Here is a 23,534-nt window from a genome sequence, read left to right as displayed (position 1 = left end):
TCAGCGCCGGACGGCGGCGATCGCCTTCTCGATCCGCTTGGCCGACACCGGGAACGGCGTGCCGAGTTTCTGCGCGAACAGGCTGACGCGGAATTCCTCGATCATCCACCAGATCTCGGTGACCGCGGGCGCATGCCTTCGGGTCTCCGGTAGCGACGCGACCAGGCGGTCGTAGGCGGCCAGCGCCCGATCGAGTTCGGCCATGCCCTGCCGATCGCGCACGGCGGAGCCGGGCAGCGCCTCCAAACGTGCCACCGCGGCTTGGAGGTAGCGGGGCAGCTCACGCAGTCGGGCCGCGCCCGTCTCGGAGACGAAGCCGCGGAACACCAGATTGTCGAGCTGATGACGGACGTCATCGGCGATATCGCGCTCGCTCGTTCGTTCCAGCGCCGCGGAGACTTGGTGCGCCCCGGCGAGAATCGGTACCACCAGGCGCACGAAACGCCCTACGGTGGCGGCGAACTCGGGCCGGATCCGGGCGACGAGCGCGTCGAACTCCGCAGGGCTGTGTACCGGGCCGCCCGCGGCCGCGAGCAGTTCGTCGGCGGCGGCGGCGCGGCAGTCCTCGAGCAGCGCTTCCAGTGAGCCGTACGGATTCTGGCTCAGGGCCAAGCGGTCCGCGGGCGAAAGCCCAGCGGTGGCGGAGCGGACCGAGGTGGGCAGCGCGTGCAGCAACAGCGATCTGGTGCCCAGGCGCATGGCGGCGGCCTGCTCCGCGGGGGAGCTGAGCACCCGAACCGCCACGCCGTCCCCTTCGGCGACGAGCGCCGGGTATCCGGTGACGGTCTGGCCCGCGACCTCGCGGCGCACCGTCGGCGTGATGGTGCCGAGCGATTCGGAAGTCCACACCGTGGCAGGCGGACGTTCCGCACCCGCGGTGGCGCGGGCGACCGAAGCGGAAACCTGCTCGGCCAGTTGTGCTTTCAGCGCGGTGAGGCTCTTGCCGCGCGCGAGCGTCGCGCCGTCGTCGCCGATGGCGGCGAAGGTCATCCGCAGATGATCGGGCAGTGCCGAGACGTCGAAGTCGGTGGGGGCGATGGAAACCGAGCCGAGCCGGGACAACTCGCGCGCCAGCCCGGCGCGCAGCGGCTCCGCGCGCGGGGTGAGCGCCGCGAGGGCGGCGGCCGCGAAATCCGGAGCGGGAACAACGCTGCGCCGCAGCGTCTTCGGCAAGGTCTTGATCAACGCGGCGGCCAGTTCGTCGCGCATGCCCGGCACCAGCCAATCGAAACCGACGGCGCGGACGTGGGCGAGCTGTTCCACCGGGATCCGGACGGTCACGCCGTCGTCCTCGTTGCCCGGCTCGAACTGGTAGGAGAGCGGGAAACTGAGTTCGCCCTGACGCCAGGAGTCGGGGAAGGCCGCCGGGTCCAGCGTGGCCGCGCCCTCGTTGACCACGGTGGAGGTGGAGAAGTCGAGCCGCGCCGGGTCTTCCCGGCGTGCGGTGCGCCACCAGCTGTCGAAGTGCCGCACCGAGACGATGTCGGCGGGCAGGCGCTTGTCGTAGAACTCGAACAGCACCTCGTCGTCGACCAGGATGTCGCGGCGGCGGGCGCGGTGCTCCAGGTCGGCGACGTCGTCGAGCAGCGCGCGATTGCGATGGAAGAACTCGTGCCGGGTCTGCCACTCGCCCTGCACCAGGGCATGGCGGATGAACAACTCGCGCGACAGCTCGGGGTCGATGCGTCCGTAGTCGACCGGCCTGCCGGTGACCAGCGGGATCCCGTACAGCGTCACCCGTTCGTAGGCGCGCGCCGAGCCACGCTTGGCCGACCAGTGCGGTTCGGAGTAGGTGCGCTTGACGAGGTCGCCCGCCAGCCGCTCGGCCCACTCCGGCTCGATCTTCGCGGCCATCCGTCCCCACAGCCGTGAGGTCTCGACCAGTTCGGCGGCCATCACCCAGCGGGGTGGCTTCTTGGCCAGCGACGAACCGGGGAAGATCATGAACTTGGCATTGCGGGCGCCGAGGAATTCCCTGGTCTCCGCCTCGCGGACGCCGATGTGCGACAGCATGCCCGCCAGCAGTGCCTGATGGATGGCCGTGGCGTCCCAGGGCAGTCCGTCGCTGTCACCGGCAGCCGTGGCGGCGGTGGACCGGTCGCGTCCTGGACCGGGGCGACCGTCGCGCGTCCCCCGGCCGGCTCTGTTGCCGGACTTGCGAGCCGGTGTGGCCGCTTCGGCTGGGGGCCGCTCACCGTCCTCCGAGCCCTCCGGCCGCGTGGACCAGCCCAGGCCCCTGGTGATGGTGCGCAGTTGTCCGTGCAGGTCCTGCCACTCCCTGATCCGCAGGTAGTGCAGGAACTCCTCCCGGCACAGGCGCCGGAACTGGTTGGACGACAACGATTTGCGTTGTCCGCCGAGATAGTCCCACAGGCGCAGGTAGGCCAGGAAATCGGAGCCTTCGACGGTGAAGCGCGCGTGTTTGGCGTCGGCTGCCTGCTGCTGCTCGGCGGGGCGCTCCCGGACGTCCTGGATCGACAGCGCCGCGACGATCACCAGCACGTCGGCCAGGCAGCCGGTGCGCTGCGCTTCCACCAGCATCCGGGCCATGCGGGGATCGACCGGCAGCTGGGCCATATCGCGGCCGATCGGCGTCAGCGACAGCGTGCCGTCGGCCTTGGTCGCGCCGTCCCGGCGCGCGAGGGCGCCGAGTTCCTCCAGCAGGGCGATGCCGTCACGGATGGCGCGGCGGTCGGGCGCCTCGACGAACGGGAAGTTCTCGATGTCACCGAGGCCGAGCGCGGTCATCTGCAGGATGACCGCGGCCAGGTTGGTGCGCAGGATCTCCGGATCGGTGAACGCGGGCCTGGATTCGAAGTCCTCTTCCGAGTACAGCCGGATGCAGATGCCGTCGGCGACGCGACCGCAACGCCCGGAGCGCTGCCGCGCGGAGGCTTGGGACACCGGTTCGATCGGCAACCGCTGCACCTTGGTCCGCATGGAATAGCGGGAGATCCGCGCGGTGCCGGGATCGACGACGTACCGGATGCCGGGCACGGTGAGCGAGGTCTCCGCGACGTTCGTCGCGAGCACCACCCTGCGTCCGGTGTGCGGGGCGAACACGCGGTGCTGCTCGGCGGTGGACAGCCGGGCGTACAGCGGGAGGATCTCGGTGCGGGGCAGCTTCAGATCGCGCAGCGCGTCGGCGGTGTCGCGGATCTCCCGTTCGCCGGACAGGAACACCAGCACGTCGCCGTCGCCCGCGGCGAACAACTCGGTCACCGCGTCGCCGATGGCGTCCACCGGGTCCCGGTCGACGACGCGGGTGTCCTCGTCGTCCTCGTCTTCGGCGGTGTTCGGCAGCTCCAGCGCGAGCGGCCGGTAGCGGATCTCCACCGGGTACGAGCGCCCCGACACTTCCACGATCGGTGCGGGCGTGCCGTGTTCGTCGGCGAAGTGCCGGGCGAACAGTTCGGGATCAATGGTCGCCGAGGTGATGATCACCTTGAGGTCGGGCCTGCGCGGCAACAGCTGCTTCAGGTAGCCGAGCAGGAAGTCGATGTTGAGACTGCGTTCGTGCGCCTCGTCGATGATGATCGTGTCGTAGCGGCGCAGCAGCCGGTCACGCTGGATCTCGGCGAGCAGGATGCCGTCGGTCATCAGCTTGACCAGGGTGTGCTCGGAGGCGTGGTCGGTGAACCGCACGGTGTAGCCGACGACGTCGCCGAGTTCGGTGCCCAATTCCTCGGCGATGCGCTCGGCCACGGTGCGCGCGGCCAGCCTGCGCGGCTGGGTGTGCCCGATGGTGCCGCGGATGCCGCGGCCGAGTTCGAGGCAGATCTTCGGGATCTGGGTGGTCTTGCCGGAGCCGGTCTCGCCCGCGACGATGACCACCTGGTGCTCGGCGATGGCCGCGGCGATGTCCTCGCGGCGGGCGGTGACCGGAAGCTGCTCCGGGTAGCGAATCTCCGGCACCGCGGCGCGGCGCGCTTCGACGCGCAGTTCGGCCGCCGCGATCTCCGCCTCGACCTCACTCAGATCGCCGCCGCGTGCTTTGTCGAGCCTGCGCCGCAACCGGTGTTCGTCGCGAAGGGAGAGATTCGCCAGGCGGGTGCGAAGGTCGCGGAGATCGGTGGCGGCTGTCCTGGTCATTGCATCGACCAGCCTAGCGAAATCCGCCAGCGGATTTTTCCACCAGGCGGCGCGGCCGGTATCCGGACGGAACTCGGAGGTTCGCCGCCGTCCCGGTGCCACATCGGGGAATGCGCTGGTCGACGCGGGTGCGCGCCAGGCCTTCGCCCGGTTCGCGCTGGAGGTATGGACCCCGGCCGGGGAACCGGCAAAGGTGGAGACATGAGCGCGCTATGGCATGGCTTCGCCGACATGGGCGCCGTCGAGCGGGACGGAGCGTTCGTCGTCGCCCGCGGAGACGGCGTGTACGTCTTCGATCGGGCGGGCAACCGCTACCTGGACGCGACCGCGGGCCTGTGGTTCGCCAACGTGGGCCACGGGCGCGGCGAGATCGCCGACGCGGTGGCCGCCCAGCTGCGCACGATCGCGCACTACTCCAATTTCGGCGACATCACCGAGCCGGCCACCCAGGAACTCGCCGAGCGGCTCGCCGGGCTCGCGCCGGTGCCAGGGAGCAAGATCTTCTTCACCTCGGGCGGCTCGGACTCCGTCGACACCGCGACCAAGCTCGCCCGCCGCTACTGGCACGAAGTCGGGCAGCCGGGCAAGACCATCGTGGTCGGGCGGCGGATGGCCTATCACGGCATGCACGTGGGCGGCACCGCGCTCGGTGGCCTGCCCGGGAACTCGGAGGGCTACGGCGAGCTGATGCCCGCGGCGCGAACCATCGAATGGGACGACGCGAAAGCACTGCTCGTCCTGATCGAGGAGGTCGGCGCCGAGCGGATCGCCGCGTTCTTCTGCGAACCGGTCATCGGCGCGGGCGGCGTGTATCCGCCGCCGGCGGGCTACCTCGCCGAGGTGCGCCGGATCTGCCGCGACCACGACATCCTGTTCGTCGCCGACGAAGTGGTCACCGGTTTCGGCCGCATCGGCGGAGCGTGGTTCGCCTCATCCCGTCTCGGGCTCGAACCCGACCTGATGACCACCGCGAAGGGACTGACCTCGGGATACCTCCCGATGGGGGCGGTCTTCGCCGCCCCGCGCGTCGCGGAGCCGTTCTTCGCCGGCGGCGTCTGGTGGCGGCACGGCTACACCTACGGCGGCCACGCGGGCGCTGCGGCCGCCGCATTGGCGAATCTCGACATCATCGAGCGGGAAGACCTGCTCGCGGCCGCTCTGCGCCTGGAATCCAGCCTGCGCGACCAGCTGTCGGTGCTCGCCGACCACCCCAGGGTGGCCGAGGTGCGCAGCGGATTCGGCGCCGTCGCGGCCGTCCAGCTCGCCGATCCCGCGGAAGGACCGCGCCTGGTCGAGACGTTGCGCGCGCACGGCATCTCCGGTCGCGCCGCCGGCCAGGGCGCCATGCAGATCTCCCCGGCCTTCGTCATGAGCGACGAGCAGGTCGCGGAACTCGTCGACGGATTCACCCGCGCGTTGGACGAGGCCTGAGGTCACCGGGCGGGTGAGCGAACGGTGTGCACCGACCCGACGTCACAAGGCGCGGGTCAGGAAGACGCTGTGCGGGTCATGGCGGTAGGCGCCGAACGGCGCGCAGCAGACGAAGCCGTGGGCGGCATAGAGCCGGCGTGCGGGCCGGAAGAAATCACCGGCGCCCGTTTCCAGGCTGAGGCGGCGGTAGCCGCGTTCGGTGGCCTCGGCGAGCACATGGCGCAGCAGGGCGGAGGCGACACCGCGGCGCATCCCGCGAGGCCCGCACCCTCCCACGCGGTCCAGAACGTGATCCCGGGACGGCGCAGCGCCGCCAGGTCCAACGCGTGCATGCTCTGCGCGGGCGAGTGCGCGGCCATCTCGGCGAGATGCTCGGTGAGCAGTGCCGCGATCTCGGGTCCGGTCAGGTCATCGACGACGATGCGCAGACCGCCGCGCTCGATCTCGGTGGCGCGGTGCCCGGCGTGGTCGGACATCACTCCATCATGGCGGCCCGCTCGGCGACGCTCGCACTTCCGCCGGTCGGACTCGCCGGGGCCGACCTGACTGCTCCTCCGGCGGCCTCGAACCGACCGAACGGCGCGGGGAGCCGACTTCCGGCCATACGGCCGAGGACGCCGGGGGATCGCCGAATCCGACGGCGCTCGCAGGAAGGCCACTGTCCGGCACCGGAATTCGTCGGATTCGGACAGGCGGCTGTCCGGCTCGCCGCCCGGTTCGCTCGAAATCATCGTCGTAGTAGGCGCATTTACGACGTTCGGCTCGTCGGAGTTGCCGCCCAGAGGTCTGAAAAGGGCACCCTCACCGCTCCGGGATGCGAGCATGGAAGGGCGACGACCGTGGTCGCCGTGCTGAGAGGTGGTGGGGTGTGGCGCAGTTCGTGCAGGAGTATGCCGTATTGCGATGGATGGTGGTGGCGGCGTTCGTGATCGCCGCCGGGATCGTGCTGTCGCGGGTGGCGGCGGCCGCGACACCGTCGGCCGGGTGTGTCGCGCAAACGCGTCCACCGGAGGACACTTCGGGCGGGCACGCCGAATCCGACGCGGCGCACTTGGTGATGTGCCTGGTCATGCTCGGCATGCTGGTGTTTCCCTCGGGCGCGAGCCCGCACGCGGTGCGCGGCGTGCTCACCGCGATGGCCGTGGTCTTCGCCGGACTGCTGACCATCCGTGCCGCCGAGCACGCCGCCCAGGGGCGGCCACTGCCGATCGACCGGCTTGTGCCGCTGGGCTACCACATCGTCACCACCGCGGCGATGCTCTACGCGATGTCCGGCCACACGGCCTCCGGCCATGCGGGCGGTCCGGCCACCGGACCCGCTCTGGGCCTCGCCGTACTGTTCCTGCTCGACGCGCTGGTGGTGACCTTCGCCGCCTGCACCGGCGGGACGCCCGCGCGGGCGCCGGGGCCGGTGCGGCTGCTGGTGCGTTCCGGCGGCTGCGTCGCCGCCCTCACCGGTCCCGCCAAACCGTGGGCGGCGGTGCCGCATGTGGTGATGGACGCGGGTACGGCCTACATGCTCGTGGCCGTGATCATTCGGTGACCGTGACCAATCCGGTTTCCCCCGCATACCGAACCCCTGTGCATGCAGGCACGGGATTCGGCCATGAGCAACGAACACGGTTCTGCTTCACCCCATCGCTCCGGCGGTCCGGCGCGTGCGCGAGAGGGAACCGATGACCCGGTGCTCGCGCGCCCGCTGCCGACCGGTTACGACCGAGCGCAGGCCACCCGCGCGAGCCGTGAACTCGCGGCGCTGCTCGCCGCCACCGGTGCGGGCGATCGCGGCGCGTTCACCGAGTTCTATCAGTTGACCAGTCCTCGGGTGTTCGGGCTCACGGTGCGGGTCCTGCGCAGTCACGCCGCCGCCGAGGAGGTGACCCAGGAGGTCTACCTCCAGGTGTGGTCGATGGCCGATCGCTACGATCCCACGCTGGCCAGTCCGGTCGGCTGGCTGATGATGCTCGCCCACCGCCGGGCGGTGGACCGGGTGCGCGCGGAGAGTTCGGCCAGCAGCCGGGACCTGGTCTACGCGCACGAGCAGCTCGGGCGCGCCCACGACGTCGTCGCCGAATCGGTTACCCAGCGCATCGAGGAGCAACAGGTGGCCGGTTGCCTGGAGATGCTGACGCCTACCCAGCGCGAAGCGATCACGCTGGCCTATTACGGCGGGTGGACCTACCGAGAGGTCGCCGATCATCTCTCGGTGCCGCTGCCCACGATCAAGACCCGCATCCGCGACGGGCTGAAAAGATTGGAGAAGTGTTTGTCCGGGGAAGGCACCGATGGTTGACACCTCGCCGCGCTCGCAGGCGGATCTCATCGACCTCGCCTACCCCTGCGCGTTGGACGCGGTCGCCGACATCGAGCGCAGGCACATCGATGCCCGCTTGGCGGCTGCCGACCCGCAGGTGCGGCAGGCGTTCTCCGACACCGTCTGGCAGGTCCGCGACGTGATGGGGCGGCTGGCCGTGCTCGACGAACTCGCGCCGCCGCCCGAGCTGGAACGCCGCATCCTGGACGCGCTGCCCGACGAGCACGCCGAGCGGTCGGCCACGCGGATGTCGCCGTGGCGGCGGCGGTTGCGCTGGGCGGTGCCGATCGCGGCCGCGGCGTGCCTGGCGATCGGCGGCATCGTGGTGACGGCGGAGCTCATCGATACCCCGTCGGAGCCGGCCGCCGCCGACCAGGTGCACGGGCGGACGGTGAACGGATCGTTCGCCGGGGGCGGTCTGCTCGTCGTGGACGCCTCGCCCGAATCGGGACGCGCGGTCGTCGTTTTCGATCAGGTCGCTCCGCCGCCGGTCGGCCAGGTGTATCAGGTGTGGCTGGTCGGTCCGGACGGACAACCACGCTCGGCGGGATTGCTCAGCGACGTGCCGTCGATCGAGCGACCGTTCGTCACCGGTTTCCGATCGGGCGAAGTGCTCGCGGTGAGCGTCGAGCCGGACGGCGGTTCGGACGCGCCGAGCGGCGATCCGATCGTGGGCGTCACCCTGCCCTGAGCGTCAGATGTCCACCGGCTGGTCGGCGACGACCCGGCCGCCCAGATGCACCCACCCGTCGGAGTCCCATCGGGTGAACAATTGCGAGCCTTTGCCCTGGGTGATGACCAGCCCTTTGCGCAGCAACGCCGTCAACGCCACGGCCGCCGCTCCGGTGGCCTCGTCCTCGGTGATGCCCATGGTCGGCGCGAACATGCGCGATCGCAGGGCGGCGCGATGCTCGTCGGTCCACGCCCACAGGTAGTGCGGGCCGCCGGGGAACTCGTCCGGACGCAGGGCGGCCAGCTCGTCGGCGTCCTCGAGCTGATGGAAGGTGAACGTCGGCGCCCACTCGCCGCGAGCGGTGATCCAGGTCAATCCCTCGGTGAGCTCCACGGCCACCGGGCCCGCGGGCACATCCAGCGTGCGCACCGGGACCCCTTGCGACGCGAACCACCACGCGGTGCCCACCGAGGGGTGTCCCGCGAAGGGGAGTTCCACCGTGGGGGTGTAGATCCGCACCGCGGCCGCGCCGTCCACCGGCTCCTCGACGACCACGGTCTCGCTGTATCCGGCTTTGGCGGCCAGCGCCTGCCGGTCGGCCGCGGCCACGTCGGCGGCTCGCGCGATACCCAGCTCGTTGCCGAACCGCCCGGCGGCGTCGGTGAACACTCGCACGACATCAACCTGTGTGCTCATGGTCGCCGAGCCTACTCGGGTGTCGCGGTCGCGAGCTGTCGCCGGGACCACATCGGGAACGCGAAAGAGGCCCCCGTCGCAGGACAAGGGCCTTTTTCCCGGCGAAATCAGATCGCGGCCGCGCTGAGTGCCTCGGTCGACTGAACTGCCTGGCCGACACCGGCCACGATGGCGGCGGCGCGCAGCGATTCGAAGATCACTTCGCGGGACACGCCCGCTTCGCGCAGTGTGTGCTCGTGCGCCTCGAGGCAGTGGGCGCAGCCGTTGATCGAGGAGACCGCGAACGACCACAGCTCGAAGTCCGCCTTGTCGACGCCCGGCGTGCCGATGATCTGCATGCGCAGCCCGGCCCGCAGGTCGTCGTAGCGACCGCCGAGGAATGCCTTGCCCCGGTAGAACACGTTGTTCATGCCCATGATCGAGGCGGCGCCGAGCGCGGCGTTGTACGCCTCCGCCGACAGCACGTCGGCGGCTTCCTCGGCGATCTCGCGCAGCGTGGTCGTCGACCGGGTCGCGGCCGCCGACGCGAGCAGGGTGCCCCACAGCTGCTGTTCGTTCAGCACCGTGGTGCGCGCGATGGATGACAAGTTGAGCTTGAGGTCCTTGGCGTACTCGGGAAGGGAGTTCTTCAGGTTCTCAATGCTCATTCGGCGATTCCTCTACTCGAAGCGGTCCCCGCGGGGACCAGGTCGGTTCTAGTGGTATGGGGTGGGTGTATCCGAAGGCTCGGAGACGCCGGGGATTTCAGACGCTGGCGGCCAGGAGCTCGCCCGCGTCGATGGTGGGGTCGCCCTTCTTCCAGTTGCAGGCGCACAGCTCGTCGGACTGCAGGGCGTCGAGCACGCGCAGCACCTCGTCGACGTTGCGGCCCACCGAACCCGCGGTGACGGAGACGAACTGGATCTCGTTGTTCGGGTCGATGATGAAGGTGGCGCGGTCGGCGACGCCGTCGGCGTTCAGAACGCCGGTGGCCGTGGCCAGTTCGCGCTTGAGGTCCGAAAGCATGGGGAAGGGGAGGGTCTTGAGGTCCTCGTGCTGCGCGCGCCACTGGAAGTGCACGAACTCGTTGTCCACCGACGCGCCGAGCACGACGGCGTCCCGGTCTTCGAATTCGTCGTTGAGCTTGCCGAACGCGGCGATCTCCGTCGGGCACACGAAGGTGAAGTCCTTCGGCCAGAAGAAGACGATCCGCCACTTGCCCGCGTGATCGTCGCTGGTGATCCGGGTGAAGTAGTCGTCGGGCTGCTGAGCGTCGACCTTCGACAGGTCACCGCCGATGACCGCGGTGAGGTTGTATGCCGGGAATTGGTCGCCGATGGTCAGCAGGGCCATGCTCATCTCCTCGTCATTTGTTTGCCAACTGTGTTCTGCGGTATTGCGGGACCGTTGCGGCCGGAAGAGCCACCGACTCGGACCCAGCACTCACACCGCCGGTGAAAAGCTCATGGGCGATCTTGCCCAAGGGGCGGTAAAAGGTAAAGGTGATCAGTCGCACTACACTGATAGGTGTGACTGATCAGACTTATCAGCCCACCCTGTCACAGCTGCGTGCGTTCGTGGCGATCGCGGAATATCGCCATTTCGGCACCGCGGCTGCGCGGCTCGGTGTGAGTCAGCCCACGCTATCGCAGGCGCTCGCCGCCCTGGAACACGGGCTCGGGCTCCAGCTGATCGAACGCAGCACCCGGCGCGTGCTGGTGACCGCGGCGGGGATGCGGTTGCTGCCCAAGGCAATGGCCACGCTGGAGGCCGCGGACCGTTTCGTCGCCTCGGCCACCGGCGACGGGCTCGGCGGCACGCTGCGGATGGGCATCATCCCGACGGTCGCCCCGTATGTGCTGCCCGGGTTGCTGCCGGAGCTGCGCAAGCGGCTGCCCGAGCTGCGACCGCAGATCATCGAGGACCAGACCGCCCGTCTGCTGGACGGGCTGCGCACCGGCGTGCTGGACGTCGCCCTGCTCGCGGTGCCGACCGAGATGCCGGGCCTGGTCGAGATCCCTTTGTACTCGGAGGAATTCGTGCTGGTCACCCCGCGCGGCCACGAACTGGCCGGGCGCGGCGACCTCGCGGCGTCGGTACTGGACGCCCAGCCGCTGCTGCTGCTCGACGAGGGGCACTGCCTGCGCGATCAGACCTTGGAGGCATGCCGTTCGGCCGACGTGCATCCGGCCGCCGTCGGCGACACCAGGGCCGCGTCCCTGTCCACCGTGGTCCAGTGTGTGGCGGGCGGGCTCGGCGTCACGCTGATCCCGCAGATGGCCGTCGCCACGGAGACCGCCCGCGCCACGCTGGACGTGGCGCACTTCTCCGCGCCCGCCCCCGGCCGCACCATCGGCTTGGTCTTCCGCGCGTCCAGCGCCCGCGCCGACGACTACGAATACCTGGCCGCCATCATTCGTGCCCAGCGGCCGATGTAGCGGTGCGGGGAGCACGGGACCGCGACGAGAGGGGAGGCGAATTGGCATCAGCGGCGCTGGGAGCGGGGCGGCTGGCCCGCCTGTTCGGGCCGGATCACGCGCTGTTCGTCTACGGAACGCTGCAATTTCCCGAAGTGCTGACGGCGCTGCTCGGGCGGGTGCCGTCGCTCGAACCAGCCGAGCTGACCGGCTGGCGCGCTGCCACGCTGCCGCGGCGGCTGTATCCGGGACTGGTCTCCGCGGCGCACGGGCGCGCCCGCGGCGCCGTGCTGAGCGGCCTCACCGCGACGGAGTGGGCCATCCTCGACGCGTTCGAAGACGACGAATACGACCTGCGCCGGGTGCGCGTCGATGGCCGGAAGGTGCCGGTGTGGACCTACGTCTGGACGGTGGCGGCCGACCCGGCGGACTGGGAGCGGGACCGCTTCGCCGCCGAGCATCTCGCGGGTTTCACCGCCCGGTCCGCCCGGTGGCGGCAGGAGCCTGCGAGCTTCTCCGATACGGCCGGACCCGGGTGGTCGGACCCTGGAGCATGACGCACAGCTGTTGCAATTCCAAGACGACCGGTCGTATATTCAGCGCATGGCGCGACCGCGACGCAGCGAGGACACCCGGCGACTTCTGGTCGAAGAAGGGGCCGCCGGGTTCCTGACGAACGGCTATCACGGCACCGGGATCAAACAGATCCTGGACAAGGTGGGTGTGCCGAAGGGCTCGTTCTACAACTACTTCGACAGCAAGGAGAGCTTCGGCCGCGCCATCATCGAGCATCACTCCGTGTGCGTGCAGCGAAATCTCACCGAGGCGTTCGGTTCGGCGCCGGACCCGGTGAGCGGATTGCTGGCATTCTTCGGGCGGCTGATGGACGACTTCGTCGCGGCCGATTTCACCGGCGGTTGTCTCATCGCGAATCTCGGGGGCGAGCTGGAAGGCAGTGAGCTGCTGCGGGAATCGCTGTCGGCGGCGTGGCTGGCCTGGCGCGATCGCGTCGCCGAGCAACTCGCGCAGGGCCAGCGCCTCGGCATGATCCGTGCCGATATCGAGGCGGTCGAACTGGCCGATCTGCTGCTCGAATCCTGGGAAGGGGCGGTGATCAGGATGAAGATGGAGCGCACCCTCACGCCGCTGCGCAAGTGTCTCGATCGCCTGCTGGGCGACTATTTCCTGCCCTGAATCCGGGCGCAACGACTGTCCGGCGTCTTCGGCTGCCTGTTCCAAGACGACCGGTCGTATAGAAGAAGGGATGACTATGGCGAAGACCGTCATCGTGACCGGTTCCTCCAGCGGGATCGGGCGCGATATCGCGCGGGCGTTCGTGGCACGCGGCGACAACGTCGTGCTCAACGGCCGAGACGCGGACAAACTGACCCGGGTGGCCGCCGAACTCGGTGCGCCGGAGCAAGTGGCCGCGGTGCCGGGCGATATCGGCGCCGCGACCGGAGCGGCCTTGGTGCGCGTCGCGGTGGAGCGGTTCGGCGGTGTGGACGTGCTGGTCAACAACGCGGGCGTCTTCGGAGCCAAACCGTTCGTCGAGGTCACCGAGCAGGACCTGGACGTGTATCTGACCGGCAACCTCAAAGGCACCTACTTCACCACGCAGGCCGTGGTGCGGCAGTTTCTCACCCGAGCCGGCGGCGGTAGCATCGTGAACATCGGCACCGTGCTGATCGATCACGCCCTCGCCGGGTTGCCCGCCTCCGCGGCCTTGGTCAGCAAAGGCGGTATCCACGCGCTGACCACCGCTCTGGCCGCCGAACTCGCCGCCGACGGCATCCGGGTCAACGCGGTCGCGCCCGGCATCATCCGCACGCCGCTGTTCGGCGACGGCGACGAGCGGGCATCGGGCAGGCTCGCCCTGTTGAACCGCATCGGCGAAGTCGCCGAAACGACGGCCGCGGTGTTGTATCTCGCCGACGCGGCCTTCACCACCGGACACATCCTCCCCGTCGACGGCGGGTTCATCTCTGGAAGGGCGGCCTGAAATGCCTTACGTCAACATCAAAGTCACCGACGAAGGCGTGACCCGCGAGCAGAAGGCGCGCCTGATCAAGGGTGTCACGGATCTGCTGCACGACGTGCTCGGCAAATCGCCCGCGAGCACTTACGTCGTGATCGATGAAGTCGCGCTGTCGAACTGGGGCGTCGGCGGGGTCGACGTCGAACAGTGGCGCGAGCAGCAGCGGTCGTCGCCGTCCTGACCTACCGTGCCGTCATGACGACGGTCGCCGCGTGTCTCGCGACACCGCTGTAGCGAATGCGCCGGTCCCGGGATCCGGAGCCGGCGCATTCGGGCGTCACTGGACCCGCAGCGCGTGCGGTTCGATGGCGCCGCGCACCAGCGCCCTGGCGTCGATGGTCTCGGGCTTGTAGGGCAGCCGGGCCAGGCGATCGGTCATCCCGCCCACCGGGTCGTCGATCCGGTCGACCAGGCCGAACAGGAACGACCATTCGTGCTCGTCGCTGCCGTAGTGCACCACGGTGCCGAACTGCTCGTGGAAACGCTGCCAGGACCGCTTCAGCGTCTCGTTGCGCCACATGGTCGCGCAGCCGGCCTGGGCGCACAGCACGCCGCCGGGTGCGAGCAGTGCACGACATCGCGACAGGAACTCCGCCTCGTAGAGGCGGTTGTGCTGCGCGTCCTCGACGCGCTCGTCCGGCAGGTCGATCACGACGACGTCGTAGCGGGTGCCCGCGCGCTCGGCCTCGGCCAGGAAATCCCAGCCGTCGGCGTAGTGCACCTTGATCGGGCCCTCGCCCTTGACGGCGGCGGCCAGTTCGTCGCTGGTGTAGCCGTAGGGCAGGTGCTCGGCGCACAACTCGACCTCGAGCTGGTCGATGTCCACATGATCGACGAGGGTGGCGCCCGCGGCGACCGACATCTGGCTGGCCACGCCTTCGCCGGAGCCGATGATCAGCACCTTGTCCAGCTTCTCGGCCAGCACGAAGGCGGGCACCATCATCGCCTCGTGGTAGGTGAGCTGGGAGAACTCGGTGGACTGGCGGTCGTCGTCGGAGAACAGACTGATGCCCTGCTCGGTCCGCGCGATGACCATGTGCTGGAAGGGGGTGTTGGTGTCGACGATCACCTCGTGCAGATCCCAGATGCGGGTCAGGCCCGCCCCCACCGGCTCCTCGATCCGCTGACCGCCGTGTCCCCTGCGGATGACCTGCATGCGAACATCCTTGGGCGCCAACGCGTCTCGCAGTAGCTCGACCGCCTTGGAGGCGCCGGCGCCGATGCTGCCGCAGGTGAAGACGTCGACGAAGATGTCGCCGGACTCCGGATAAGTGTGAATCGAGGCGTGGGACTCCGACAACAGCGCGAGGACGGTCACCCCCTGCGGTTCGAACTTCTTGTGTACGACATCGCAGATGGTGACGCCCGCCGCGATCAGAGACTCACGCAACGCCGATTCGAGTCGTTCGAGATCGTCGCAGAGGGCTGCGTCGACACCACCGAACTCGGCCAGCACATGCCAACCGGTGAATTCCGCCGTCATGGGCAAACTCACTCTCGCTCAGCGCCCGAGACATGAACGGTCAAGGGCGGAAAACCATTGAAGGACACCGACGAATAACTCGCGGTATAGGCGCCGGTGTCGAGGATTCGAACGCGATCACCGGCTCGCAACGTGGTCGGTAGGAGGACTCGCGTGCGTTGATACAGTACATCGTCGCCGTCGCAGGTCGGACCGGCCACCACCGCCTCGTCGACGGGGTCGCCGTCCCGATCCGTGACGAACCGGTAGGCGATGTACTCGTTCTCGGTCTCGGCCATGCCGTTGTAGCGGCCGATGTCGAGATATACCCAGCGCCTGCCGTCCGGCGCGGTGCGGACGCCGACGACCTCGGCGTGAATCGTGCCCGCCGAACCGACCAGCGCCCGGCCCGGTTCGACGACCAATCCGGTGCTCCCGGAAAGGAATTCGGCCGCGGCGTGGTTGACCACCGCGGCGATCTCATCCAGCGCGGGCGCCGGGTCGGCGTAGGAGATCGGCAATCCGCCGCCGATGTTCACCGAGCCGACCGAGATGTCCTTGTCGGCCAGCGCCTCGGCGATCCGGCCCGCCTGTTCGATGCCGATCCGCCACGCGGTGGGGTCCAGTTGCTGCGAGCCGACGTGGAAGTACGGCCCTGCGACCACGAGGCCCAGATCCCTGGCCCGGACCAGCAGCCGGAACGCCTCGCCGGGACTGCAGCCGAACTTCGTGCCGAACGGGGTACGCGACTCCGGGGCCGAGGCGAGGAACCGGCACTCCACCTCCGAGCCCGGCGCGTGCTCGGCGATGCGCAGCAGGTCGTCCTCGGTGTCGAAGGCGAAACGGCGCACCCCGATGGCGTAGGCGCGGGCGATGTGCGCGGCCTTCTTGATCGGGTTGCCGTAGCACAGCCGCTCCGGCGCCACGCCCAGCCCGAGGCACAGGTCGATCTCACCGATGCTGGCGACGTCGAATTCCGCGCCTTCCTCGTCGAGCAGGCACACGATCTCCGGCACAGGGCTCGCCTTCACGGCGAAACGGATCCTCGTCCGCGCGCCCGTGCCAGGGGACAGGGCGGCCTCGAGCGCGCGGTAATTCCGGCGGACCCGCTCGGGATGGATGACAAGGTACGGCGATTCGGGCATAGTTGATCTTTCGCTTCGGCAGCGGGGGAGAGAGTATCAGCGGCCTCTACCCAGAAACGAATCCGTCGAAACCTGGATTCGCCACCTGATCGCGCAACCCCGTCCTTCCGGTACGAAGAAGCCGCTGACCTGCGGGGACAGGGGGCCGGTACGCGGTGCGGGCTCAGCCGGCGGACACGGTGACGTCGTCGAAGACGACCTCGCCCGCGGCGTCGGACTCGGCGAGATCGACCACCGCGTCGATCGACCAGCCGTGGTCGCCCGCCGGGTCGTCCAGCACCTGCCGCACGTGCCAGAATCCGGGTCTTCGTTCCACTTGGAACAGTTGCGGGCCCCTCGCGTCGGGGCCCGTGCCGATGCGCTCGTATTCCGCGTAGTAGTCCGCGAGCGCTTCCGGCCAGTCCGGGCCGGGGCCGAGTCCGGCCAGCTCGTCCCAGCGCCGCAGCGCCGCCAGTTCGACCCGCCGGAACATCGCGTTGCGCACCATCACCCGGAAGGCGCGTTCGTTCGCCGAGATCGGGCGGACGGTCTCGGCGCCGAACGCGATCTGGTCGGCGTCGGTCTCCGCGCCCGGGTTGGTCAGTTGCTCCCACTCGTCGAGCAGGCTCGAATCGACTTGCCGCACAAGCTCGCCGAGCCACTCGGTGATGTCGTCGAGCTCCTCGGTGCGGGCCGACTCCGGCACGGTGCGCCGCAGCGCGCGATAGGCGTCGGCGAGGTAGCGCAGCACCACGCCCTCGGAGCGGGCCAGCTCGTAGAAGGAGATCAGCTCGGCGAAGGTCATGGCGCGCTCGATCATGTCGCGCACCACCGATTTCGGCGCGGGCGCGAACTCGGAGACCCAGGGATGACCGGCGCGGTAGGTCTCGTAGGCCGGTTCGATCAGCTCGGCCAGCGGCTTGGGCCAGGTCACCTCTTCGAGCAGCTCCATGCGCTCGTCGTAGTCGATGCCGTCGGCCTTCATCTCGGCGATCGCCTCGCCGCGCGCCTTGTGCTGCTGGGCCATCAGCAGCTGGCGCGGATCCTCCAGCGTGGATTCGATGAGCGACACCACGTCGAGGGTATAACTCGGGGACTGTTTGTCCAGCAGGTCCAGCGCGGCCAGTGCGAACGGCGACAGCGGCTGATCGAGGGCGAAGTCGCGCTGCAGGTCGACGGTGAGGCGGGCGCGACGGCCCTGCGCGTCGGGTTCCGGCAGTTGCTGCACCACCCCCGCATCACGCAGCGCGCGATACAGCCGGATGGCGCGCAGAATGTGCTTGCGCTGGGCGGGACGCGGCTCGTGGTTGTCCTCGAGCAGATGGCGCATAGCGGTGAAGCAGTTCCCCGGCCGGGCGATCACGTTCAGCAGCATGGCGTTGGTGACCGTGAAACGCGACACCATCGGCTCGGGCTGCGCGGCGACCAAGCGGTCGAAGGTCTCCTCGCTCCAGGAGACGAAGCCTTCCGGCGGTTTGCGCCGCTGCACCTTGCGCTGCTTCTTGGGATCGTCGCCCGCCTTGGCCAGCAGGCGGGTGTTCTCCACCTCGTGCTCGGGAGCCTGCACGACGACGGTGCCCATGGTGTCGTAACCCGCCCGGCCCGCGCGGCCGGCGATCTGGTGGAACTCGCGCGCCTTGAGCCTGCGGGTGCGCACGCCGTCGAACTTGGTCAGCCCCGTGAGCAGCACCGTTCGGATGGGCACGTTGATGCCGACGCCGAGGGTGTCGGTGCCGCAGACCACCTTCAACAGGCCGTCCTGGGCCAAGCGCTCCACCAGCCGCCGGTACTTCGGCAGCATGCCCGCGTGATGCACGCCGATGCCGTGCCGGATCAGCCGCGACAGCGTCTTGCCGAAACCGGCGGCGAACCGGAACTCGCCCAGCGCCTCGGCGATCGCGTCCTTCTCGGCGCGCGTCGCGAAATTCACGCTCGTCAGCGCCTGCGCGCGCTCGAGCGCGGCGGCCTGGGTGAAATGCACGACGTACACCGGGGCCTGGTGGGTGGTGACCAGCTCTTCGAGCGTCTCGGTGATGGGGGTGCGCGCGTAGGAGAAGGTCAGGGGCACGGGGCGCTCGGTGCCCGCGACGATCGCGGTGGAGCGGCCGGTCCTGCGCTCCAAATCACGGGCGAAGAAATCGACCTCCCCGAGGGTGGCCGACATGAGCAGGAACTGGGCGCGGGGAAGCTCCAGCAGCGGGACCTGCCAGGCCCATCCCCGATCGGGGTCGGCATAGAAGTGGAATTCGTCCATCACGACTTGGCCCACATCCGCGTCGGCCCCCTCGCGCAGCGCCAGGTTGGCCAGGATCTCCGCCGTGGCGCAGATGATCGGCGCCTCCGGGTTGACCGCCGCGTCGCCGGTGACCATACCGACGCGTTCGGCCCCGAAGACATCGCAGAGAGCGAAGAACTTCTCGCTCACCAGGGCCTTGATCGGGGCCGTGTAATAAGTGCGCCGTCCCTGGGTGAGGGCGAACAGATGCGCGCCGACCGCGACGAGTGACTTACCGGAACCGGTTGGCGTGGCGAGGATGACGTTGGATCCGGACGCCAACTCGAGCAGCGCCTCGTCCTGCGCGGGGTAGAGCGGGGTGCCCTGCTCGGCGGCCCACATGCCGAACGACTCGTAGAGCGCGTCGGCGTCGGTCCCCGGGATGTCGAGCAGTTCGGTCAGATCCACTCCGACCACCCTACGGCCTCGTCCGCGGGCACGCGTGCAGGGGCGATCCGGATCCGGCGGCCGGGCCGGGTCAGTCCTGATCGCCCTCGTCGTCGCCCTGATAGCGGCTCTGCTCGGCGAGGAAACGCTCGAACTCGGCGCCGAGTTCGTCGCCGCTGGGCAGCTCGCCGTCACCCACCAGCAGGCTCGACTGCCGCTCCTGGGCGGTGACGAAGCTGTCGTACTGCCGCTCCAGCGCGTGCACGACGGTCTCCACCTCGACGTTGCCCGCGATGTGCTCGTTGACCTGTTCGCGCACCCTGGCGGCGGCCTCGCCGAGCGCGGCCAGCGGGAACTCCAGGCCCGCGTTGTCGGCGACGTTCTCCAGCAGTGTCTGCGCGGCCTCCGGATAGGCGGTCTGCGCCAGGTAGTGCGGCACGTGCACCGAGAAGCCGACCGACTCGTGACCGTGCTGCGCCATGCGGAATTCCAGCAGCGACGACGCGCTGCCGGGAACCTGGAGCTCGCCCGGCCACCGCTGGTGCTCGGAGATCAGGTCGCGGTTGGAGGAGTGCGCGGTCACGCCCAGCGGGCGGGTGTGCGGAATCGCCATGGGAATGGCGCTGAGGCCGATGCTGCGCCGCACCCCCAGCTGTTCGGCGAGCAGCCGCACCGCGGTGGTGAACTTCTCCCAGCGTAGGTCCGGCTCCAGGCCCGCGAGCAACAGGAACGGCGTCCCCGCGGTGTCGCGCAGTGCCCAGAGGTTGAGTTCCGGCTCGGCGTAATCGGAAAAATGATCGGTCTTGAACGTCATGAGCGGACGCCGCGACCGGTAGTCCAGCAGCTCGTCCACGTCGAACGAGGCGACCAGCTCGCTTTCCAGACTTTCGCGCAGGTGCGTGGTCGCCAGCCGCACCGCATGCCCTGCGTCGGTGAAACCTTCCAGCCCGTGCACCAGGACCGGGCCCGCGCCGTCGGCGGACGACAGCTGCGGAGCGGGGAACTCCAATTCGTACATTCGCGACTCGTAGTCCATCGCGTACTCCTTCCTGCGCGGCTCCTGCGGCCCGGACATGTGCCTCACGCGCCAGTGTGGTTGCCTGCTCGATCGTTCGCCACTGCTGGTGGCGCTAGACGAGCAGTCGTCCGAACCGGGGACCGTGTCCATTGTCCCCCATACCGTGGCGGCCACCGCGCACGGCCGGACACCGACCCTCACTCCGAGCCAACAGCATCGGTGGGCCGCGCATTCCCGGCCCGGCGGCGTGGCATCGCCGACCGGACCCGGGGAGTACGGCACAGTGGGGGTGTGACCGTGGCGGATTCGAGGCGCGTGCGGCTGGGCCGGGTGGCGCCCGTCGTGTTCGCGATGCTGCTCGCAGGATGCGGGTCGACGGTGCCGGGGCGCCCCGTCTCGTGGGCGCCCACCGCGGTGACCCGGCACGTGAGCGCCGAACTGCCGACTCTGCTGCCGGATCCGGGCCAGTTCCCCGCGCCGTACACGGCGGTGGTGCTGCCCCAGGAGGCGGTGGCCCAGGCGGCGGGTGACCTGGACGGCATGGGCCGCGGCGCGAATGTCCAGCCCAGCCGCTGCGTGCCGCCGCAGCAGGACTTCGGGCCCGATCACACGGCGATGGCGGTCGGCACCGACGACGCGACGCGCGCCACGCTGACCGTCGAATTGACTCGCACCGGCGAGCCGTTGGCCACCCTGCGCGCCCGGCTGGAGCAGTGCGGATCGGTGCGGGTGAACCGGGCGGGCGCCGCCACCACCGTGACGTCCGAGCCGGCCTCGCCGCCGCAGATCGAGGCCGACGACGCCCTTTCACTGCGCAGAACCGTGCGACCGGAGTCGGGTGGCGCCAGGCTGACCCAATCCATGCGCACCCACGTCGCGCAGAAGGGGGACGTGCGAATCTCGGTGACCTACATGTCGTTCGCCGACGGCGAACCGGATACCGCGGCGCTGGACGCTCTGTTCGCCACCGCGGTGCGCAAAGTGCGCGAAAAGTAGCGACGGCACGATAGCAGGAGCCTCCGACACGGGTCACCGGTCCGCCGTTGTGTTCGGTCGATTCGTGCACAGCGCGAAGCGGTCTCCCCAGGGCGGCGGAATCGCCAGGTCGGCGCCGACGACCGGCAGCCGCCGAGTCGCATGGTCGATGCATGACGACTTCCGCGAACCCGTTTCGAACCCCCGAGCCCGTCGATGCCGGACATACCGGCACGGGTGAGGAATCGCCGCCGGACTCAGGCCTCGGCCATCCACCCGGCCGCGATTCTTCCGACGCGGTGCCGGGCGCCGTGCCCGCCGCTATCGGCGCGCCGCACCCGCTTTCGCGCCCGCCGGCGCACGGACCAGGTGCGTGGAACCTCGGGGGACGAGCGCGGCACACCCGTTGCCGTGAAGATCCGCCGCAGTTTCACGGTGTTCCGGATCACGTTGTGTGCGTGGACGATCCGGCGGAGTTGATCGCCGCGGTACCGGCGATGCTCGGCTTCACCCCGGAACGGTCGGTGGTCGTGCTCGTCCTGCGGCCCGCCGCGTCCGGCGGTGCGACGGTCGACGCGGCGGTGCGGTTCGATCTGGATTCACCCGGCGGCAGGCGTGTGCGCGGTGCGACGCTGGCGGCCGCGGTCGCGCGGATCTGCGCGCACGACCAAGCGGCCGAGGTCATGGCCGTCGTCGTCGACGAACGCGCCGTCGAGCCGGGCGCCGATCGGTCGGAGTGCGCGACCGGGCGCTTCGACGTGCTGGTCGGCTCGCTCGGCAGGCGGCTCGCGGCGTGCGATATCGCGCTCGCGGGAGTCTGGGCGGTGCGCGCGATCGCCGCCGGTCAGCGCTGGTGGTCCTTGGCGGGACCGCAGCGGCGCGGGGTGCTGCGGGATCCTGCGGCTTCCCTGGTGACCCTGACCCACGTGCTGGACGGCAGGCCGATCCGCGGTTCGCGTGCCGAGCTCACCGATCTGGTCGCGCCGGACCCGCTCGCGCGCGCCGAGGTGGCGGCGCACCTGACGGACGCGCTCGCGCGCGCGGGCGAACGCTATGCGCGCGCCGCGCGTCGTGGCGATCCGATCGGATACAGCAGGCAAGCGCTGGACCATGTGCTGTGGCAGATCGCCAACACCGCATCCGGCGCCGCGCTGTTGGCGCCCGAACTCGCGAACATCGCCGCAGCCCTGCGTGATCGGACGGTGCGCGACACGATGTTCGCCTTGGCCGTCGGCGACAACGCCGCCGCCGCGGAGGCGGTGTGGGCGGCGCTGACCCGCGCGCTGACCGGCACGGATCGGGCCGAGGCCGCCGCCCTGCTCGGCTACAGCGCTTACGTCCGCGGCGACGGACCGTTGGCCGGCATCGCGCTGGAAGCCGCGCTGGAGGCGGATCCGGGACATCCGATGGCGATGCTGCTCGATACCTCGCTGCGGTTGGGCATGCGCCCGGAACAATTGCGTCGCCTCGCGCACAGCGGCTACCGAACCGCCGCTGGGCTCGGTGTCGATCTCGAGGAACCGACACCGTGAAGCCGGATATGCAGGCCCGCGACACCGAGGCGGTGGCGGCGCGCAGCGTTACGTCCGAACGTCGGGCGCTGCGGCTCCGGAGCGCTCATGTCGTCGCGGCGGCCCGAGTCGGTGCGGGGCCGACTCGGGCAGTACGCGGATTATTTCGCGCTGTGCGCGCGGGAGCCGAGCGATCGCAGAAACGCCCAGGCGTCGGTGACGATCTCGTCGAGATCGTTGTGCTCGGGCCGCCAGCCGAGTTCGGCGATGGCCCGTTCGCTGGACGCGATGAGCGTCGCCGGGTCGCCGGGACGGCGGGGCGCGTCCTGCGCGGCGATCGGCAGCCCGGTGACGCGCTCGCACGCCGAGATCACCTCGCGAACCGAGAATCCGGTGCCGCTGCCGAGGTTGTAGATCCGATGGGCGCCCGGCTCCGCGGTCGCCAGAGCCAGCAGATGGGCCTGAGCGAGGTCGCGGATGTGGATGTAGTCGCGAACCGCGGTGCCGTCGGCGGTGGGCCAATCGGTGCCGAAAACCGAGATCGCCTTGCGATGCCCGGCCGCCACCTGCAGAACCAGCGGGATGAGATGTGTTTCCACGACACGGTTCTCACCGAGGCCGCCATAAGCGCCCGCGACGTTGAAGTAGCGCAGGCTGGTCGCCGCCAGCCCGTGCGCGACCGCGTAGGAGGTGATGGCATGGTCCATGGCCAGCTTCGACGCGCCGTACGGATTGGTCGGGCGCGTCGGGGCGTCTTCGGTGATCGGCACCCGCTCCGGCTCCCCGTAGACCGCGGCGGTGGAGGAGAAGACCAGTCGCGGCGTTCCCGTGCGCCGCATCGCCTCCAGCAGTTCGAAGGTCTTCACGACATTGCCGTGCCAGTACTTCTCCGGCTGCTGCACCGACTCGCCGACCAGCGACTGCGCCGCGAAATGCAGCACGCCGTCGAAGGGTTCTGCGGCCAGCAGTTCGGGCGCGGCGACGGCCACGTCGCCCTGCACGAACCGGGCGCCGGATGGCACACCGTCGGCATTACCGGTGGACAGATCGTCGACCACGACCACGTCGTGGCCGGATTCCAGCAGGACCTTCGCGCAGACGCCGCCGACGTAACCTGCGCCACCCGTGACGAGAAGTTTCAT

Annotated in this window: 21 protein-coding genes; 11 read left to right on the top strand and 10 right to left on the bottom strand. The window is 69.8% G+C overall.

All coding sequences use genetic code 11. The features are described 5' to 3' along the window. A complete protein-coding gene (hrpA, locus tag ACH49X_RS03895) occupies positions 1-4,092 on the bottom strand; it encodes an ATP-dependent RNA helicase HrpA (RefSeq protein ID WP_357206783.1) in 4,092 nt (1,363 codons plus the stop codon). Between the two features lie 201 nt (positions 4,093-4,293). Here hrpA and ACH49X_RS03890 point away from each other — a divergent pair, with 201 nt between their 5' ends. Then, entirely contained in the window at positions 4,294-5,523 is a 1,230-nt protein-coding gene (locus tag ACH49X_RS03890; RefSeq protein WP_357206781.1) for an aminotransferase class III-fold pyridoxal phosphate-dependent enzyme, read from the top strand. A 42-nt stretch (positions 5,524-5,565) separates the two neighbouring features. Here the strand turns inward: ACH49X_RS03890 and ACH49X_RS03885 are convergent, their stop codons facing one another. Beyond that, positions 5,566-5,775: a GNAT family N-acetyltransferase gene (locus ACH49X_RS03885; protein WP_323124437.1), complete on the bottom strand. Its 210-nt coding sequence runs from the start codon at positions 5,773-5,775 to the stop codon at positions 5,566-5,568. Positions 5,776-6,391: 616 nt separating this feature from the next. Here ACH49X_RS03885 and ACH49X_RS03880 point away from each other — a divergent pair. From ACH49X_RS03880 to ACH49X_RS03870, 3 genes are all read left to right on the top strand, one after another. Continuing rightward, positions 6,392-7,066 carry a DUF5134 domain-containing protein gene (locus ACH49X_RS03880; RefSeq protein ID WP_195082188.1) on the top strand — a complete coding sequence of 225 codons (675 nt, stop codon included), beginning with the start codon at positions 6,392-6,394 and terminating at the stop codon, positions 7,064-7,066. Between the two features lie 63 nt (positions 7,067-7,129). After that, on the top strand, positions 7,130-7,816 hold the full coding sequence (gene sigK, locus ACH49X_RS03875; protein WP_357108028.1) for an ECF RNA polymerase sigma factor SigK: 687 nt from the start codon (positions 7,130-7,132) through the stop codon (positions 7,814-7,816). Beyond that, entirely contained in the window at positions 7,809-8,528 is a 720-nt protein-coding gene (locus tag ACH49X_RS03870) for an anti-sigma factor (protein ID WP_357206779.1), read from the top strand. The genes sigK and ACH49X_RS03870 overlap by 8 nt, the downstream gene beginning before the upstream one ends. Before the next feature lie 3 nt (positions 8,529-8,531). Here the strand turns inward: ACH49X_RS03870 and ACH49X_RS03865 are convergent, their stop codons facing one another. The 3 genes from ACH49X_RS03865 to ACH49X_RS03855 all read right to left on the bottom strand — a co-directional run bounded on the left by ACH49X_RS03865 (position 8,532) and on the right by ACH49X_RS03855 (position 10,538). Further along, positions 8,532-9,206 (bottom strand): PhzF family phenazine biosynthesis protein, encoded by a 675-nt coding sequence (locus ACH49X_RS03865; RefSeq protein ID WP_195082191.1) that lies wholly within the window; start codon positions 9,204-9,206, stop codon positions 8,532-8,534. 107 nt (positions 9,207-9,313) lie between these two features. After that, positions 9,314-9,853 carry a carboxymuconolactone decarboxylase family protein gene (locus tag ACH49X_RS03860; RefSeq protein WP_067808928.1) on the bottom strand — a complete coding sequence of 180 codons (540 nt, stop codon included), beginning with the start codon at positions 9,851-9,853 and terminating at the stop codon, positions 9,314-9,316. 97 nt (positions 9,854-9,950) lie between these two features. Next, positions 9,951-10,538, bottom strand: a complete 588-nt coding sequence (locus ACH49X_RS03855) for a peroxiredoxin (RefSeq protein ID WP_195082192.1) — start codon at positions 10,536-10,538, stop codon at positions 9,951-9,953. Positions 10,539-10,714: 176 nt separating this feature from the next. Between ACH49X_RS03855 and ACH49X_RS03850 the strand changes: the two genes are divergently transcribed. From ACH49X_RS03850 to ACH49X_RS03830, 5 genes are all read left to right on the top strand, one after another. Then, positions 10,715-11,623: a hydrogen peroxide-inducible genes activator gene (locus tag ACH49X_RS03850; protein WP_195082193.1), complete on the top strand. Its 909-nt coding sequence runs from the start codon at positions 10,715-10,717 to the stop codon at positions 11,621-11,623. A gap of 41 nt (positions 11,624-11,664) precedes the next feature. Next, on the top strand, positions 11,665-12,159 hold the full coding sequence (locus ACH49X_RS03845; protein ID WP_357206777.1) for a gamma-glutamylcyclotransferase family protein: 495 nt from the start codon (positions 11,665-11,667) through the stop codon (positions 12,157-12,159). A 46-nt stretch (positions 12,160-12,205) separates the two neighbouring features. Then, positions 12,206-12,796, top strand: a complete 591-nt coding sequence (locus tag ACH49X_RS03840; RefSeq protein WP_195082194.1) for a TetR family transcriptional regulator C-terminal domain-containing protein — start codon at positions 12,206-12,208, stop codon at positions 12,794-12,796. A gap of 70 nt (positions 12,797-12,866) precedes the next feature. Next, on the top strand, positions 12,867-13,604 hold the full coding sequence (locus ACH49X_RS03835; RefSeq protein ID WP_195082195.1) for an SDR family NAD(P)-dependent oxidoreductase: 738 nt from the start codon (positions 12,867-12,869) through the stop codon (positions 13,602-13,604). A gap of 1 nt (position 13,605) precedes the next feature. Further along, the gene (locus ACH49X_RS03830) at positions 13,606-13,821 is read left to right on the top strand and encodes a 4-oxalocrotonate tautomerase family protein (RefSeq protein WP_195082196.1); all 216 of its coding nucleotides are present in this window, start codon (positions 13,606-13,608) and stop codon (positions 13,819-13,821) included. A 96-nt stretch (positions 13,822-13,917) separates the two neighbouring features. Here the strand turns inward: ACH49X_RS03830 and speD are convergent, their stop codons facing one another. The 4 genes from speD to ACH49X_RS03810 form a co-directional block, all read right to left on the bottom strand. Next, on the bottom strand, positions 13,918-15,123 hold the full coding sequence (speD, locus tag ACH49X_RS03825; RefSeq protein WP_195082197.1) for an adenosylmethionine decarboxylase: 1,206 nt from the start codon (positions 15,121-15,123) through the stop codon (positions 13,918-13,920). 8 nt (positions 15,124-15,131) lie between these two features. Continuing rightward, on the bottom strand, positions 15,132-16,247 hold the full coding sequence (locus ACH49X_RS03820) for a type III PLP-dependent enzyme (protein ID WP_357206775.1): 1,116 nt from the start codon (positions 16,245-16,247) through the stop codon (positions 15,132-15,134). Positions 16,248-16,410: 163 nt separating this feature from the next. Then, on the bottom strand, positions 16,411-18,909 hold the full coding sequence (locus tag ACH49X_RS03815) for a DUF3516 domain-containing protein (protein WP_357206773.1): 2,499 nt from the start codon (positions 18,907-18,909) through the stop codon (positions 16,411-16,413). 70 nt (positions 18,910-18,979) lie between these two features. Beyond that, positions 18,980-19,924, bottom strand: a complete 945-nt coding sequence (locus tag ACH49X_RS03810) for a PAC2 family protein (RefSeq protein WP_195082200.1) — start codon at positions 19,922-19,924, stop codon at positions 18,980-18,982. 273 nt (positions 19,925-20,197) lie between these two features. Between ACH49X_RS03810 and ACH49X_RS03805 the strand changes: the two genes are divergently transcribed. Together ACH49X_RS03805 and ACH49X_RS03800 are read left to right on the top strand one after the other, a co-directional pair. Continuing rightward, positions 20,198-20,902 (top strand): sensor domain-containing protein, encoded by a 705-nt coding sequence (locus ACH49X_RS03805; RefSeq protein ID WP_323124433.1) that lies wholly within the window; start codon positions 20,198-20,200, stop codon positions 20,900-20,902. Between the two features lie 437 nt (positions 20,903-21,339). Beyond that, positions 21,340-22,413 (top strand): DUF4192 domain-containing protein, encoded by a 1,074-nt coding sequence (locus ACH49X_RS03800; RefSeq protein ID WP_357206771.1) that lies wholly within the window; start codon positions 21,340-21,342, stop codon positions 22,411-22,413. 140 nt (positions 22,414-22,553) lie between these two features. Here the strand turns inward: ACH49X_RS03800 and galE are convergent, their stop codons facing one another. Then, positions 22,554-23,534, bottom strand: coding sequence for a UDP-glucose 4-epimerase GalE (gene galE / locus ACH49X_RS03795; protein WP_195082203.1), 981 nt, complete (start codon positions 23,532-23,534; stop codon positions 22,554-22,556).

This window comes from Nocardia sp. NPDC019323, from assembly GCF_044389845.1.
GTDB lineage: Bacteria > Actinomycetota > Actinomycetes > Mycobacteriales > Mycobacteriaceae > Nocardia > Nocardia implantans.
This window is presented reverse-complemented; position numbering and strand designations above follow the sequence as displayed.